The sequence below is a fragment of the Anaerotignum faecicola genome (assembly GCF_003865035.1).
In the GTDB taxonomy this organism is placed as follows: Bacteria; Bacillota; Clostridia; order Lachnospirales; family Anaerotignaceae; genus Anaerotignum_A; species Anaerotignum_A faecicola.
Genome location: NZ_BHVZ01000001.1, coordinates 36,274 through 51,835, shown reverse-complemented (window position 1 = coordinate 51,835; position 15,562 = coordinate 36,274). Strand labels below are relative to the sequence as shown.

Below are 15,562 nucleotides of genomic sequence, written 5' to 3'. Positions count from 1 at the left end.
ATGGCGAAGGAGTTACACGAGCTGAATGAGCTTGAGGAGAGAGTCATTCTGGTTGCGGTGGAGATGGACGAGAGAAGCAGCCGATCTGCAATGGATACGGATGCGTGTCTGGATGAGCTGGAGGAGCTGGTAAAAACCGCAGGAGCGACGGCGGTGGCACGCTCTGTGCAGAAAAGGGAAAGGATTCACCCCGGTCATTACCTTGGCACAGGGAAAATTGAGGAGCTGAAGGCAATGCTTTTGGCGTATGATGCAACAGGGATTGTCTGCGATGATGAGCTTTCTCCCGCACAGCTGCGGAATCTGGAGCAGATGCTCGGTACAAAGGTGATGGACAGAACGATTGTGATTCTGGATATTTTTGCGGCAAGAGCCTTATCGGGCGAAGGGAAGATTCAGGTGGAACTGGCACAGCTGAAATATCGCCTTTCCCGACTGACAGGAATGGGTGCGTCTATGTCCCGTCTGGGCGGCGGCATTGGTACAAGAGGCCCCGGGGAAAAGAAGCTGGAAACAGACAGACGCTACATCAAGGAGCGAATTGCGGAGCTGAATAAGGATGCGCAGGAAATTCGCACACACAGAGAGCTGCTTCGTGCGCAGAGAAGCAAAAAGGGGACACCTGTGATTTCTCTGGTGGGCTATACGAACGCAGGGAAATCCACGATTCTGAACCGACTTTCCGATGCAGGCGTTCTGGCGGAGGATAAGCTTTTTGCCACGCTGGATACAACCACAAGAAAAATTGAACTGCCGGGCGGCTCGGAGGTTTTTCTGACGGATACGGTAGGCTTTATTCAGAAGCTGCCGCATCATCTGGTGCAGGCGTTCCGTGCAACACTGGAGGAATTGCAGTATGCAGATATTCTGCTGCATGTTGTAGATGCTTCGGATGCAAACCGGGCGGAGCATATCGAGGTGGTATATGATACGCTGCGGTCGCTTGGGTGTGAGGATACTCCTGTGATTACGGTCTTTAATAAGATGGACAGAGAGGTGGAGCTGCCCTTGCCGATGGATACCATGGCGAGAGATATCGTGCAGGTTTCTGCACAGAATGGGGACGGCATGGATGTGCTTTTGGAGCGGGTGGAAAAGCTGCTGCAAAGCTTCCGCAAATCCATTACGGCGCTTGTGCCTTACACAGAGGGCAGCTTAATCGGGTGGATTCACGGCAGATGCGAAATTATCCGCGAGGAACACACAGGCGAGGGTGTTCTGCTGGAGGTTTATGTGGATGAGGAATCTGCCAACAGACTGGAAAAATTTAAAGTGAATGAATAATAGAAACGGCTCCGTACAAAATGTACGGAGTTTTTTCTTTTTTTAGAATAGATTAAGAAAATTGTAAGAAAAGGGGTATTTTTTTTGTAACAACTCTATGGTACTATAAATTTACATTAAAATTCGATTAAAAGGATAGGGAAATCCTTTGAGAGGGGAGGAATGTCCGTGACGGAAAACATCATTCGTATCCGAAATGTGACGAAGGTATTTCAGATGGGGAGTGAGTCCATTCATGCGGTGGATAATGTATCGCTGAATATCCATAAGGAGGAGGTCTGCTGTCTGTTCGGGAAATCCGGTTCGGGCAAATCAACACTGCTGAACTTGATTGCAGGGCTGGAAAAGCCGACAGAAGGAAGGATTTTGTTTCACAATAAGCACATCGAACGGATGAATGAGGATCAGCTTGCTGATTTCCGCAGACAGTATGTCGGGTTTGTGTTTCAGTCCTATCATTTACTGCCGACATTGACAGCACTGGAAAATGTGACTTTGCCTCTGATTTTCAAGGGTGTTTCCGTAAAGGAGCGAAATGAGCAGGCAATGGAGATGCTTGAGGCGGTCGGTCTGGCGGACAGAGCAAATCACAAGCCATTTGAGATGAGCGGCGGTCAGCAGCAGCGTGTCAGCATTGCAAGAGCATTTGTTAACCGCCCGCCTGTGGTGTTTGCGGATGAGCCGACAGGCAATCTGGATACAAAAACAACCTATGAGATGATGGATTTGATTACGGGTATGGCACAGAAAAACCATCAGACACTTGTCATTGTTACCCACGATCAGGAGCTGGCAGAATATGCAGACCGCATCGTGGTGCTACAGGATGGAAAGATTGAGAAGATTCAGAAACGGATACGGGAAAAAAAGGAGAATGTGTATGAATAAGAAATGGCTGCGACGCATACTGGCAATGGCAATGGTGTTTTCTCTTGCAGCAGGCTCGTGGGTAACGGGCTATGCGGATGACGGGGAAGGGAATATCGTCATCAGTGGTGACGGTGTATATGAAGTAGAGGCAGGAAAAACAACGAAAATCGAATTACAGGTGAAAAACAAAGGAACGGGGACGGCGGAAAATGTGAACCTTCAGCCGAGAGTGTCTTCGGGCGTTGCGCCGTTTCGCGTAAAAATGCAGGGCAACGGCGACCTTGGCGACATGGGCGCAAATGCCTATAAAAAGGTGACATTGCAGGTAACGGTGGATGGGGATGTGCAGGAGCGCAGCTACAGCCTGCCCATCGAATATACCTACAGCAGCCGCGGCGGCAGTGCAAGAAGCGGCTCTATGACGATTTATTTGAAAATGAAGGGCTTTGATTTAGAGCCGGGGTTTGCGTTCCGGGATATGAAGCTTTCCCCTGAGGATATGAGTCCGGGCAGCAGTGCAAGACTGAGCGGACGGCTGATGAATACGGGCGGACAGGATATGTATCAGGTGGAGCTTTCTCTGGATAACCTGACAACCGAAGGCATCAGCCTGACGGGTGGCTTTAACAGCAAGATGGTTTCCAAGATTCCCATTGGCGGCAGCACTGCCTTTCAGTTCCCTCTGGTTGCGGCGGCGGATATGGCGGCAGGGAATTATCCCGTTGCGATTAAGCTGAAATATCGCGACCAGTTCGGTAAAAATTACGAAAAGACGAATCAGTTTTATGTGAATGTCGGCGGTGTGGCAGGCAGAAAGGCGATTCTGGAAATTCGGAACATGCAGGAGCCGGGTGGTACCTACGGCGTGAATCAGAACTTCACGGTTTCCTTTGATCTGAAGAATACAGGTGCGGTTGCGGCGAAGGATATCGTGGTAACAGCGGAGGGCGTGGACAGCACAGCGGTAGTTCCGAAATCCGCAAGCATGAAGAATATTCAGTCCTTGGCTCCGGGAAGCAGCGCAAGTCTGAGCTTTACTTTTGCGGGTACATCACAGTCTGCGACACAGAATCAGGCGATTCAGTTTACGGTGGAATACACTTCCGGCGGTACGGCAAAAACAACCTTCAAGCAGTACGCAGGGGTAAATATCAGCAATCCCAGCAAGGAGGGCGAGGAAAACACCAGTAAGCCGAAAATCATCGTAAGCAATTATAGCTGCGATCCGCTGATTGTGATGGCAGGGCAGGAATTTGATTTGAATTTGACCTTGATGAATACGCATAAGCAAAAGGCGGTCAAGAATATCAAAATGTATTTGACCTTGGCAGAGGAAACATCTTCCGAGACGCAAAAATCGGGGAATATCTTTACCCCTGTGAACAGCAGCAATACCTTCTATTTTGATTCCATTCGCCCGAAGGGAACCGTCAATAAGGCACTGCGGCTGTATGTTGTGCCGGAGGCACAGCCGAAAACCTATACCCTGACGGTCAATTTTGAATATGAGGATGCCAAGGGGACGGAATATACCGCAACAGAGCTTTTGGGTATCAATGTGAAGCAGGTTACAGAGCTGCAGATTGACGATTTTACCATTCCCGAAACAGTGGAGCAGGGGATGCCCGTAACGGTTGGCTTCAACTACTACAACACAGGGAAGGTTACCCTGAACAACGTGATGATTAAGGTGGAAGGAAACGTGGATTGCCAGAATAAGAATACTTACGTTGGCAACATGGAATCCGGCAGCAGTGATTATTTTGAAACGACATTTACGCCTTACGAGACGGGCGAGGTGCCTGTCAGCATTGTGATTACATACGAGGACCCGAGCGGCGAGACAGTCGAACAGCGCAGGGATATGATTATGCAGGTGACAGAGCCTGCAATGCCCGATGATACGGAAAATCCGGATGCAAGTGCGCCCATGGATAAGAAGCATATTGCGATTGGGCTTGGGCTTCTGGTGATTCTGGCAGGGGCATTGGCGTTCTTTGTGAAAAATCAGAAGGAGCCGCCGAAAAGCACAGCTGAAAGCGTGAGCAGTGCAGAGGATTTGGAGGATGATTTCGAGGAGGATGATTTTGTAGAGGAAGTGACAGAGGTAATCCACGAGGATGATAAAGAGGGGATGTCCTTATGAACAAACGTGACATGATTGATATGGCACTGCGCAACCTCTGGAAGCGAAGGCTGCGGACGGCGCTGACGGTGCTTGGCGTTGTAATCGGGACGGCTTCTATCGTGGTTATGGTTTCTATTGGTATCGGCATGAATAAGGGCTTTGCCAGTCAACTGGAAAACTGGGGCAGCCTGCAGGTGATTGACGTTTATCCCAGTGGCGGTATGGAATATGACAAAGAAACAGATTCCATGAAGCAGACAAAAAAGCAGGATGAGCTGAATGCAAAGGCGGTTGAGAACTTTCGGCAGATGGAGCATGTGCAGGCGGTTTCGCCCGTGCTTGAGGATTATCTTTACCTGACAGCAGGAAAATACATGGCGGATGCAAGCTTTATCGGCATTGAGCCGGGGGCAATGACCGCCTTGGGCTATCAGGTAGAGGATGGACGTGCCTTATCGGAGGAGGACAGCAAGGCCATTGTGATTGGCGGCGGGGTGGAATTTTATAACCCGAAGCTGAGCTGGGAAATGCGCAATGCCTCCGAGCCGCCGCAGGTGGATGTGCTGAATGAAAAGCTTGGTGTGACATGGGATTGGAGTTACGGCACACGGGACGCAGACAAAACCATTAAGCCTGTGAAGGTGGATGCGGTTGGGAAGATGTCTGCCGACGGGAATAACGGCTGGACGGTCATCATGCCGATTCGAGAGCTGGAGAAGATACAGAAGGAAAAGCAGGCATGGGAGCAAAAGCAAAATGGCGGAAGCAGCAACGGCAATCGCCAAAAGTCCAAGGAATATCAGCGTGTGATGGTAAAGGTGGACGAAATGGAGCATGTGCAGCAGGTGCAGCAGAAAATCAAGGACATGGGCTTTCGTGCCACCAGCCTGACGGATGAACTGGAGGCCATGAAGGAAACCACCAGAATGCTGCGGTTGGTTCTTGGGGCAATCGGCGCGATTTCCATGGTGGTTGCGGCAATCAGCATTACGAATACCATGGTTATGGCAATTTATGAACGCACGAAGGAAATCGGTATCATGAAGGTTATCGGGGCATCTTTGAAGGATATCAAGGGACTCTTCCTGACCGAGGCGGCTTTTATCGGCTTTTCGGGCGGTATTATTGGGATTATCGTCAGCTATGGAGCTTCGTTTCTGGTCAATTTCGTTGCACAGCGACAGGGAAGCACCATGCAGTCGGCAATTCCCATCTGGCTTGCTTTGGGCGGCATTGCCTTTTCTACGGCGGTAGGCGTAATTGCCGGATATCTGCCTGCGAAGCGTGCAATGAAGCTGAGTGCATTGATGGCAATTAAAACAGAATAAAAAACTTTTTGGCTGACCTTTCGGACATACCTAAGGTCAGCCTTTTGCTTTTGGCAGAAACTTTTCTGATAGTTTCCCTTTTTCTGCGAAAGCTAAGAGAAATCGGGCAGAAAGGAGAAGCGGAATGCTTGTGGAGCTGGCGAGTACACCTGTTGCGGCAGGGTTATTCTTCCTTTATATCAAGGATAAATATGAAAAGGAGCCTTGGAAAATGCTGTTTCTGGGTGTTCTATTCGGGCTGTATACAGCGGCGGTGGTATATGCCCTCGGCAGCTTTTTAGAGGAACGGTTTCCGCATGAGGAAACACCGTTTTACACGGCTTTTTTCAGCTCGGCGGGGGTGGAGGAGGCTGTGAAGTTTCTGTTTCTGTTTTTTCTCATCTGGGGCAACCGCAACTTCAATGAGCCGCTTGACGGGATTGTATACGGCGTATTTGTTTCGCTCGGCTTTGCCTGGGCGGAGAATGTGATTTATGTGACGCACCCGATTCTTGGCGGCTATGAAACGGCACTTGAGAGGGCGCTGCTTTCCGTACCCGGACATGGGCTGTTCGGTGTCCGGATGGGATATTATTTTGCGCTGGGGAAATACCGCAATCGGAAAAGATATCTGCCGCTTGCCTTTTTCAGTCCTTATCTTGCCCATGCATTGTATAATTATTTTCTGCTGAAAAGGGAACCTGTCTTTTGGTTATTTTTTTCAGTTTTAGAGGTGCGGCTCTGGGGTTTCGGGTTAAAAAGAATCAAAGAGCTGCAAAACTGCTCGCCGTTTCGGGAAAAAGTATCAAAAGAGTCTTAGCGGAGGGAGAGAATCTTTTGGAAACACCTTGAAAAAGGATAAAAAACAGGATATACTATAACCAGTGCAAAAACTGAATAGGCGGGAGGAAAAACGATGATAGAAGCAGTCAGCTGCGGTGGCGTTGTGATATACAAGTGGAAGATCCTTCTGCTGTATAAAAATCAGAATGGCAGATATATGGGCTGGGTTCTTCCCAAGGGAACTGTGGAGGAAGGCGAAACCTATCGGCAGACGGCTTTGCGCGAGGTAAAGGAAGAAAGCGGGGCAAATGGCGAGATTATCAAATATGTCGGCAAGACCCAATATACCTTTAAGGGCAGTGAGGATACTGTAAATAAAACGGTACATTGGTATCTGATGAGTGCCAATTCCTTTTACTGCAAACCGCAGAGTGAGGAATATTTTGCCGATGCCGGTTTCTATAAATTCCATGAGGCTTATCATCTGCTGAAGTTTAACGATGAACGCCAGATCTTGAAAAAAGCGTACTATGAATATAGTGAAATGCGCAAAAACAAAGAGTTTCTGAGAAGAAAATTCGGTGAAAGCAAATCATAAAAGGCAAAAGGAGAGATGCGATTATGAAAAAATATTTTGAAGCTACACCCAACCTTGACGGTTTGAAGGAAAAAATTATCGTTCTGAAAGACGGAGAGGATAGAAAGACACTCATTGCTGTAATCGCACTGGTAGCAGCTGTGCTGATTGCGGTAACGGCAGGTGTGGTTTATCTTCTGAAAACAAGAATGGATGATGAATACGAAGAAGATTGGGATTATGACTGGGATGATCTGGATGATGAATTCTGTGAGGATGACGAATGTTGCTGCACAGATAAGGATGTAGATGATTCCGTAAAAGTAGAACAGGCGTAAGAAAATCAAGAGGGTATGGTAAAATTTTGCTGTCACCCTCTTTTTTTGAGGCAAATGGGACATAAAATGAACTTGTGGGATAAAAGATAGCCAAATAAGGTGTGTGAAGAAAAATGGAACATAAATTGCAACTGATTAAAAAAATCGCGCCGGATTTGACAGAGGAAATGATCAAGCGGTATCGTGTTCTGAAAACGGTCAGACTGCTGCAGCCCTGCGGCAGGCGGCTTGTGGTGCTTTCTCTTGGCATGACGGAGCGGACGGTGCGCAGCGAGATTGAACGGTTGAGTGCGCAGGCACTGGTTCATATTTCTAAAATCGGCATGAGCCTGACGGAAGAGGGCATGGAGGTTCTGGAGGGACTGGAGACAATTTTTTCTGCCTTGACGGGGCTTTCCATTCTGGAGGAACGGTTGACGGATGCCCTTGGGGCGCAGAAGGTCTTTATTGCGCAGGGGGACAGTGACAGCAGCGAGCGTGCCAAGAAGGAAATGGGACAGCTTGCGGCGCGCGTGCTTTCTGAAAATACAACAGAGGATTTGCGGATTGCCATTGCAGGCGGCTCTGCCATGGCGGAGCTGGTGCAGGCGGCACCGGAATCCGCTGTGCCGATGGCGAAGATGGTACTGCCGGCGCGTGGGAGCATCGGGCGCAGATTGGAGCTGCAGGCGGATACCCTTGCGGCAAGACTGGCGGAAAAGCTGCAGGCGGATTATCGTTTGCTGCACCTGCCGGATAATTTAAGCCCAAGAGTGCTGGAGGAAATGAAGAAGGACCCGGATATTTCTGAAACCATTGCGGAAATGGAGCAGGCGAATATCCTGCTTCTGGGCGTAGGGAATGCTTTGGAGCTTGCGGAAAAACGCCGTTTGGATGAAGCTGTTCGCAAACAGCTGGAAAAGGACAATGCCGTTGCCGAGGCGTGCGGCTATTATTTTGACGGCGCAGGCAAGGTGGTCTATGAAACCCGTTCTATTGGGATTGATTTTAATGATATTGATAAAATGGACTGCATTATCTTAGTGGCAGGCGGCAAAAAGAAGGCAGAAAGCCTGCTTGCAGTCAGCCATAGCATCCCCAACGGCATTTTTGTGACGGATGAAGGTGCAGCTTTGGAAATGTTAAGGCTTGCGGGAAAGTAAATCTTATCGTATAATAGCTTTTGAGGGACGTTTTTTGTCCCAATTAAAGAGCAATTACTTTCATAATAGAGGGAAGATTCGGGAAAACTGAATAAGCAGTTTTGTCGGCAGAAGCACCGACAGCCGTATCGGATAAAGAAAGGAGCAGGACAGATGCTGAATAAGAAAACAGTGGATGATCTTAAGGTAACAGGAAAACGCGTATTGGTAAGATGTGACTTTAACGTACCCCTTAAGGACGGCGTGATTACGGACGAAAACAGAATTACAGCGGCTTTGCCGACCATCAAAAAGCTGATTGACGAGGGCGCAAAGGTAATTCTCTGCTCACACATGGGCAAGCCCAAGGGCGAGGTAAAGCCTGAACTTTCTTTGGCTCCCGTAGCAAAAAGACTTTCCGAATTACTGGACAAGGAGGTTGTTTTTGCAAAGGATGACAATGTAGTCGGCGAAAATGCAAAGGCGGCGGTTGCGGCAATGCAGAACGGCGATGTTGTGCTTCTGGAAAACACCCGTTACAGAAAGGAAGAAACAAAGAACGAAGAAAATTTCAGCAAGGAGCTGGCTTCTCTGGCAGATGTTTTTGTAAACGATGCCTTTGGCACAAGCCACAGAGCGCACTGCTCCACAGTTGGCGTAACCAAATTCGTGCAGGAATCCGCAGTGGGCTATCTGATGGAAAAAGAAATCGCATTCCTCGGCAATGCCGTAAATAACCCCGAAAGACCCTTTGTGGCAATTCTGGGCGGCTCCAAGGTTTCCGATAAAATCAATGTCATCAATAACCTTCTGGAAAAGGTGGATACACTGATTATCGGCGGCGGCATGGCATATACCTTCGCGGCGGCAAAGGGCGGCAAGGTTGGTAATTCCCTGCTGGAGGAGGATAAGATTCCCTATGCACAGGAAATGATGAAAAAGGCAGAGGAAAAAGGCGTGAAATTCTTAACTCCCGTGGATACGGTGATTGCAAAGGAATTTAAGAATGACACAGAATATAAAACCGTACCGACAGGCGAAATTCCTGATGGATGGATGGGTCTGGATATCGGTGAGGAAACCAGAAAGCAGTTTGCGGATGCCATCAAGGGCGCAAAAACCGTTGTATGGAACGGACCTATGGGCGTATTTGAATTTGAAAATTTTGCAAAGGGCACAAAGGCAGTTGCAGAAGCAATGGCCTCTATCGATGCAACCACAATCATCGGCGGCGGTGATTCTGCGGCGGCAGTCAACCAGCTGGGCTATGGCGATAAAATGACACATATTTCCACAGGCGGCGGCGCATCGCTGGAATTTTTGGAGGGCAAGGAGCTGCCCGGCGTTGTTGCGGTGGATGATAAATAAGAATTTGTAATAGAACTTGTAAGAAGTAAGAAAGTGTAAGAAAAATGAAGAGAAGAAAAGCAATCGCGGCTGTGCTTGCGGCAGTGCTTTCGCTCGTTTCGGCTTCTGCGGCGTATGCAGAGGAGCTTTCGGAGCAGGAAATGACAAAGCAGGAAGCGGCGGAGGTTTTGGAGCAGGAACCAACAGAGCAGGAGACAGCAGAGCCTCCGCAGGAGGATGCAACAGAACAGCTATCTTATGGAAAGGTTGTTGATGCGGCGGAGGATGCAGAGTCGCTGGAGGGGGAATATATCCCCGTCCTGATGTACCACCATTTTGCAATTCGCAATATGGGAGTTGGCAACGGCGTTGTGACAACCACAAAGGAATTGGAGGATCATCTGCACTATTTCCAATCGCAGGGCTATAGAATCATTTCCTTAGAGGAACTGGACAGCCTGCTTACGGCGACGGAAAGGGATACCCATGCGGAAGGTCTTGGACTTGGTTTGGGAAAGAAATATCTCTGTATTACCATGGATGACGGCTATTTCAGCAATTATGATCTGGCATATCCGCTGTTCAAAAAATATCGTGTGCCTGCGTCTGTGTTTGCAGTGACGGATTATGTGACGAATCGGATTGGTATCCAGAAATTCACATGGAATCAGGCGGCAACGATGGAAAAATCGGGCTATATGAAGGTTTACAGCCATACGGCAGACCATCAGCCTGTTGTGGCAGGGGAGGAAGAGGCGTTCCTTGATTCCATGCGCAGAAGCGAGGAAACGCTGACCGAAAACCTCGGCACAAAGCATGTGAAGGCAATGGCTTACCCCAATGGGCGTTATACAGAGGCGGCACAGCAGCTTCTGGATGAGGATGGCTATGTGCTGCAGTTTACCGTGGAAAACAGCGTGATTACAAGAAAGACCAAAAGAGATGCAATTCCGCGTATCACGATTGAATCCGGCATGAGCGGTGAGGACGTGGTGCGGAAAATTGAATTAACTGCAGAAAATACATTTGCTGCGGAAGGAGAAGGAAACGAGACATGAGGAAAAAAATCGTTGCAGGCAACTGGAAAATGAATAAAACACCGAAGGAAGCGGCAGAGTTCTGTAAGCTGATGAAGGAAAAGGTCGTTTCCGATGCGGTTGAGGTTGTATTCTGTGTGCCTTTTGTGGATTTATATCCCGTTCTGGAGGAGCTGAAGGGCACAGGCATCGGCGTTGGTGCGGAAAATATGCACTTTGCGGAAAGCGGCGCATATACCGGCGAGGTTTCTGTGCAAATGCTGAAGGAAATGGGCGTTGGCTATGTCATTCTGGGACATTCCGAGCGCAGACAGTATTTCGGTGAAACAGATGAAATGGTCAATCAGAAGGTGAAAAAAGCCTTGGAAACAGGCATTGTGCCGATTCTTTGCTGTGGGGAAACCTTGGAGCAGAGAGAAGCAGGCATTACGATTGAATGGGTGCGTATCCAGATAAAGTGCGCTTTGGCAGGTGTTTCTGCCGAGGATGCAAAGAAGGTTGTTGTTGCCTATGAGCCTATCTGGGCAATCGGCACGGGCAAAACCGCAACCTCTGCACAGGCGCAGGAGGTCTGCCATGCAATTCGTACCGTTCTGGCAGAGCTGTACGGCAGGGAAACGGCAGAGGAAATCCGTATCCAGTACGGCGGCAGTGTCAACAGCAAAAATGCGGCAGAGCTGTTCGCAATGGAGGATATTGACGGCGGTCTGGTCGGCGGCGCAAGCCTGAAAGAGGAATTTGTTTCTATCGTACACTATTAAAGCATTTCCTGTGCAAGCAGGCTCACCATCATACCCCTTGGGGTTCGGGGAAAGGATTCCTCGAAGAATGGAGGAAAAAATGGAGAAAAAAACAACAGTTTTGATGATTTTGGATGGCTTCGGTCTGAATGATAAAGCAGAGGGCAATGCAGTGAAGCTGGCAAAGACCCCTGTTCTGGACGGACTGGTGCAGAAATATCCCTTCGTTGAGGGCTATGCCAGCGGCTTAGATGTTGGCTTGCCGGCAGGGCAGATGGGCAATTCTGAGGTCGGGCATCTGAATATGGGCGCGGGGCGTGTCGTTTATCAGGAGCTGACACGCATCACAAAGGCGATTGAGGACGGAGATTTCTTTGAAAACTCCACACTGCTGGAGGCAGTGGAGCATTGTAAGAAAAACAATTCCGCACTGCATCTGTATGGTTTGCTTTCCGACGGCGGCGTGCATAGCCACAATACCCACCTGTATGCTTTGCTGCAGCTGGCAAAAAGAAACGATCTGGAGAAGGTTTATGTGCATGTTTTTCTGGACGGCAGAGATACCCCTCCGACCTCCGGTGCGGAATATGCCGCACAGCTGGAGGAAAAAATGCGCGAAATCGGCGTAGGCAAAATTGCAACCGTAATGGGCAGATATTATGCCATGGACAGAGATAAGCGCTGGGAGCGTGTGCAGGAGGCATATAACGCCATGGTGCTTGGCAGAGGAACCACGGCAACCGATGCGGTGCAGGCAATCAGGGATTCCTATGAAGCAGGCAAGACGGATGAATTTGTTCTGCCTACGGTAATTGTAAAAGAGGACGGCATGGCAACAGCGAAAATCAGTGACCATGATGCGGTGATTTTCTATAACTTCCGTCCGGACAGGGCAAGAGAAATCACACGCTCTCTCTGTGATCCCGATTTTGACGGATTCCAAAGAGAAAGTGTGCCGCAGGATTTGAAATATATCTGCTTTACGGAATATGATGTGACGATTCCAAATAAGGAGGTTGCATTCAAGCCGCAGAAGCTGAAAAATACATTAGGGGAATATATTTCCTCTCTGGGGCTGAAGCAGCTCAGAACGGCGGAAACAGAAAAATATGCACACGTTACGTTTTTCTTCAACGGCGGTGTGGAGGAACCCAATCCCAATGAGGATCGTTGGCTGGTGCCCTCTCCCAAGGTTGCAACCTATGATTTGCAGCCGGAAATGAGCGCAGTTGCCGTAACCGATGGTCTGGTAAAGGCAATTCGCTCCGGAGAATATGATTTGATTATTGTAAACTACGCAAACTCTGATATGGTAGGGCATACAGGCGTGCTTTCTGCCGCAATTAAGGCGGTGGAAACGGTGGATACCTGTGTAGGCAGAGTGGTGGATGCACTGCTTGCGGTGAATGGGCAGATGTTTATCTGCGCCGACCATGGCAACAGTGACCAGATGATTGATTATGAAACCGGACAGCCCTTTACAGCACATACCACAAACCCCGTTCCCTTCATTCTGGTGAATTATACCGACGGCGTGGGATTGCGCGAGGGCGGCAAGCTGGCTGATATTGCGCCGACCTTATTGGAAATGATGGGATTGCCCAAGCCTGCGGAAATGACAGGCACAAGCTTATTGATTGGTAAATAAAATTTGGGGGACAGCGTCCACCGAAAAATAAGGAGGATAAACGAAATGAAAGGTTATTACGAAATTACAGATGTATACGCAAGAGAAATTCTGGACTCCAGAGGCAACCCTACGGTTGAGGTAGAGGTTATTCTGGATGACTGCATTCTGGGCCGTGCGGCTGTTCCCAGCGGCGCATCCACAGGTGCATTTGAAGCAGTGGAGCTGCGTGACGGCGGCGACAGATACAACGGCGTTGGCGTGCAGGATGCAGTGGATAATGTAAACGATATCATTGCAGATGCTATCATTGGTATGAATGCACTGGATCAGGTTGCAATCGATAAGGCGATGATTGCACTGGACGGCACACCCAATAAGGGCAAGCTGGGCGCAAACGCAATCTTGGGTGTTTCCATGGCAGTTGCAAAGGCAGCGGCAGAAGCACTGGATTTGCCTTTGTATCAGTATCTGGGCGGCTTTAACGCAAAAACAATGCCCGTTCCCATGATGAACATTATGAACGGCGGTAAGCACGCAGATAATACCGTAGACGTACAGGAATTTATGATTATGCCTGTTGGTGCAGACTCCTTCAAGGAAGCACTGAGAATGTGCGCAGAAATTTATCATAAGCTGAAAAAGGTGCTGAAGGATAAGGGCCTTTCTACAGCAGTTGGTGACGAAGGCGGCTTCGCACCCGACCTGCCGACAGCAGACGCTGTTATTGACCTGATTCAGGAAGCAGTTGTAGCCGCAGGCTATAAATGGGGCGAGGACATCAAGATTGCTCTGGATGCGGCTGCAACAGAGCTGTATGATGAAAAGGACGGCAAGTATCACTTCCCCGGCGAAAGCAAGATGCTTGGCAAGGAAATCGTAAGAACCTCTGAAGAAATGGTTGATTTCTGGAAGGCTTTGGTTGCAAAATATCCTCTGGTTTCCTTGGAGGATGGTCTGGCTGAGGAGGACTGGGCAGGCTGGCAGCTTCTGACAAAGGAACTGGGCGATCAGATTCAGCTGGTTGGCGATGACCTGTTCGTTACAAATACAGAAAGATTGCAGAAGGGCATTGACCTGAAGGCAGGCAACTCCATTCTGATTAAGGTGAACCAGATTGGTACATTGACAGAAACCTTCAATGCAATCCAGCTGGCAAACAGAAACAAGATGACAGCAGTTGTTTCTCACAGAAGTGGCGAAACAGAGGATGCAACGATTGCGGATATCGTGGTTGCTGTGAATGCAGGGCAGATTAAAACCGGCGCACCTGCAAGAACAGACCGTGTGGCAAAATATAACCAGCTGCTGAGAATCGAAGAGGAACTGGACGATGCGGCAGAATATCTGGGCGTTGATGCGTTCTTCAACTTGAAGTAATAAAAAAACGGCATAAAGAAAACCGCCGCCTATTTTCCGAGGAAAGTAGGCGGCGGTTTTTGTTATCATTCGTAGGTTTCCTCTGCGGGGGCACCCTTTCTGCCTGTTGGGGTGGTGCCGAAGCGTTTGGCGTATGCACGTGTGAAGGAGGAATAGCTGCCAAAGCCGGAACGAAAACAGCTTTCCGTAGCGGAAATGCCCTGCCGAATCAGCTCTCTGGCGTGAAGCAGACGGCGTTCCTGTAAATAGCCATGGATAGAATAGCCTGTTTCCTGCCGAAAAAGGCGCATCATGTGATACTTGCTGATGAAAAATTCCTCTGCCAGACGTTCAATCGGAATGTCCTCGGTCAGGTGTGCATCTATATAGTGCAGGATATCCAGAATACGGCTGTTGGTCGGTACGATGGGCTTTGCAAAGGCGGCATCGGGGTTCTGCATTCGGCGTGCAAGTGCAATCAGAAGGCGCAGAAGAAGACCGTTGCTTAAAATGACTCTGCCGTAGGCGTTGCCCTCCAACTCTTGCTCTAAGCCATCCGCCAATGTCCAGATGGCTTCGGGATTTTCCAAATGCAGAACTGCGCCTTTTTTGCCGTTGAAGATTTCCTCCAGCTGACAATCGGGCGTAGATTGCTGCTGCAAGAACTGCGGCGATATATAGATAATGATACGCTCATACAGCACTCCCGGCTCAAATTCCGGACGATGGACACATTGACTGCCGATTAAAACCGCATCACCGGTTTTTAAATCATACCGCTGTCCGTCTACGGTATAGCCGCCATAGCCGCTGCGCAGGAGCAGCAGCTTGCAAAATTCGTGATAATGATAGTCGATATTTGTTCCGTTTTTATCCTTCAAATGAAATAAACGGAAATCATCCAAAAGATAGCCCCGTTTTTCATAATTCGTTTCCATATGATTTCTCCTCTGGTCGCACTTTTTGCAATAATCATAGCATAAAATGTATTTTATTTGCAAGTTGTGCTTCGTAAAATAATAGTAAAGAAACAGAGGTTGATAG

Annotated in this window: 14 protein-coding genes; 13 read left to right on the top strand and 1 reads right to left on the bottom strand. The window is 48.9% G+C overall.

Features of this window, described 5'->3' with window-relative positions:
- The 13 genes from hflX (at window position 1) to eno (ending at window position 14,539) form a co-directional block, all read left to right on the top strand.
- Window positions 1-1,284: a GTPase HflX gene (hflX, locus tag EJE48_RS00210; RefSeq protein WP_118581857.1), complete on the top strand. Its 1,284-nt coding sequence runs from the start codon at window positions 1-3 to the stop codon at window positions 1,282-1,284.
- Window positions 1,285-1,446: 162 nt separating this feature from the next.
- Complete coding sequence (locus tag EJE48_RS00205) at window positions 1,447-2,172, top strand: ABC transporter ATP-binding protein (protein WP_016407714.1); 726 nt, start codon at window positions 1,447-1,449, stop codon at window positions 2,170-2,172.
- Entirely contained in the window at window positions 2,165-4,300 is a 2,136-nt protein-coding gene (locus tag EJE48_RS00200) for a COG1361 S-layer family protein (protein WP_016407715.1), read from the top strand. The genes EJE48_RS00205 and EJE48_RS00200 overlap by 8 nt, the downstream gene beginning before the upstream one ends.
- Entirely contained in the window at window positions 4,297-5,610 is a 1,314-nt protein-coding gene (locus EJE48_RS00195) for an ABC transporter permease (protein WP_016407716.1), read from the top strand. The genes EJE48_RS00200 and EJE48_RS00195 overlap by 4 nt, the downstream gene beginning before the upstream one ends.
- Window positions 5,611-5,734: 124 nt before the next feature.
- Entirely contained in the window at window positions 5,735-6,409 is a 675-nt protein-coding gene (locus EJE48_RS00190) for a PrsW family intramembrane metalloprotease (protein WP_118581854.1), read from the top strand.
- A 96-nt stretch (window positions 6,410-6,505) separates the two neighbouring features.
- On the top strand, window positions 6,506-6,970 hold the full coding sequence (locus EJE48_RS00185) for an NUDIX hydrolase (protein ID WP_016407718.1): 465 nt from the start codon (window positions 6,506-6,508) through the stop codon (window positions 6,968-6,970).
- A 23-nt stretch (window positions 6,971-6,993) separates the two neighbouring features.
- On the top strand, window positions 6,994-7,287 hold the full coding sequence (locus EJE48_RS00180) for a hypothetical protein (protein ID WP_016407719.1): 294 nt from the start codon (window positions 6,994-6,996) through the stop codon (window positions 7,285-7,287).
- A gap of 113 nt (window positions 7,288-7,400) precedes the next feature.
- Window positions 7,401-8,429 (top strand): sugar-binding transcriptional regulator, encoded by a 1,029-nt coding sequence (locus EJE48_RS00175; protein WP_016407720.1) that lies wholly within the window; start codon window positions 7,401-7,403, stop codon window positions 8,427-8,429.
- Window positions 8,430-8,582: 153 nt separating this feature from the next.
- Complete coding sequence (locus EJE48_RS00170) at window positions 8,583-9,776, top strand: phosphoglycerate kinase (protein ID WP_118581851.1); 1,194 nt, start codon at window positions 8,583-8,585, stop codon at window positions 9,774-9,776.
- Window positions 9,777-9,820: 44 nt separating this feature from the next.
- Window positions 9,821-10,813 (top strand): polysaccharide deacetylase family protein, encoded by a 993-nt coding sequence (locus EJE48_RS00165; RefSeq protein WP_118581848.1) that lies wholly within the window; start codon window positions 9,821-9,823, stop codon window positions 10,811-10,813.
- The gene (gene tpiA, locus EJE48_RS00160) at window positions 10,810-11,553 is read left to right on the top strand and encodes a triose-phosphate isomerase (protein ID WP_118581845.1); all 744 of its coding nucleotides are present in this window, start codon (window positions 10,810-10,812) and stop codon (window positions 11,551-11,553) included. Before EJE48_RS00165 ends, tpiA begins: the two co-directional genes overlap by 4 nt.
- Before the next feature lie 79 nt (window positions 11,554-11,632).
- Window positions 11,633-13,180, top strand: a complete 1,548-nt coding sequence (gpmI, locus tag EJE48_RS00155) for a 2,3-bisphosphoglycerate-independent phosphoglycerate mutase (protein ID WP_118582053.1) — start codon at window positions 11,633-11,635, stop codon at window positions 13,178-13,180.
- 45 nt (window positions 13,181-13,225) lie between these two features.
- Complete coding sequence (gene eno, locus EJE48_RS00150) at window positions 13,226-14,539, top strand: phosphopyruvate hydratase (RefSeq protein ID WP_118581842.1); 1,314 nt, start codon at window positions 13,226-13,228, stop codon at window positions 14,537-14,539.
- A 65-nt stretch (window positions 14,540-14,604) separates the two neighbouring features.
- Here the strand turns inward: eno and EJE48_RS00145 are convergent, their stop codons facing one another.
- Window positions 14,605-15,456, bottom strand: coding sequence for an AraC family transcriptional regulator (locus EJE48_RS00145; RefSeq protein WP_118581839.1), 852 nt, complete (start codon window positions 15,454-15,456; stop codon window positions 14,605-14,607).
- Window positions 15,457-15,562: the final 106 nt, after the last annotated feature.

Bases quoted from the DNA above. Each gene is read 5' to 3' on its own strand.
- EJE48_RS00175 (WP_016407720.1), top strand. From the start codon at position 7,401: ATGGAACATAAATTGCAACTGATTAAAAAAATCGCGCCGGATTTGACA.
- EJE48_RS00190 (WP_118581854.1), top strand. From the start codon at position 5,735: ATGCTTGTGGAGCTGGCGAGTACACCTGTTGCGGCAGGGTTATTCTTC.
- EJE48_RS00180 (WP_016407719.1), top strand. From the start codon at position 6,994: ATGAAAAAATATTTTGAAGCTACACCCAACCTTGACGGTTTGAAGGAA.
- EJE48_RS00145 (WP_118581839.1), bottom strand. From the start codon at position 15,456: ATGGAAACGAATTATGAAAAACGGGGCTATCTTTTGGATGATTTCCGT.
- EJE48_RS00165 (WP_118581848.1), top strand. From the start codon at position 9,821: ATGAAGAGAAGAAAAGCAATCGCGGCTGTGCTTGCGGCAGTGCTTTCG.
- EJE48_RS00185 (WP_016407718.1), top strand. From the start codon at position 6,506: ATGATAGAAGCAGTCAGCTGCGGTGGCGTTGTGATATACAAGTGGAAG.
- EJE48_RS00200 (WP_016407715.1), top strand. From the start codon at position 2,165: ATGAATAAGAAATGGCTGCGACGCATACTGGCAATGGCAATGGTGTTT.
- EJE48_RS00195 (WP_016407716.1), top strand. From the start codon at position 4,297: ATGAACAAACGTGACATGATTGATATGGCACTGCGCAACCTCTGGAAG.
- hflX (WP_118581857.1), top strand. From the start codon at position 1: ATGGCGAAGGAGTTACACGAGCTGAATGAGCTTGAGGAGAGAGTCATT.
- eno (WP_118581842.1), top strand. From the start codon at position 13,226: ATGAAAGGTTATTACGAAATTACAGATGTATACGCAAGAGAAATTCTG.
- tpiA (WP_118581845.1), top strand. From the start codon at position 10,810: ATGAGGAAAAAAATCGTTGCAGGCAACTGGAAAATGAATAAAACACCG.
- gpmI (WP_118582053.1), top strand. From the start codon at position 11,633: ATGGAGAAAAAAACAACAGTTTTGATGATTTTGGATGGCTTCGGTCTG.
- EJE48_RS00170 (WP_118581851.1), top strand. From the start codon at position 8,583: ATGCTGAATAAGAAAACAGTGGATGATCTTAAGGTAACAGGAAAACGC.
- EJE48_RS00205 (WP_016407714.1), top strand. From the start codon at position 1,447: ATGTCCGTGACGGAAAACATCATTCGTATCCGAAATGTGACGAAGGTA.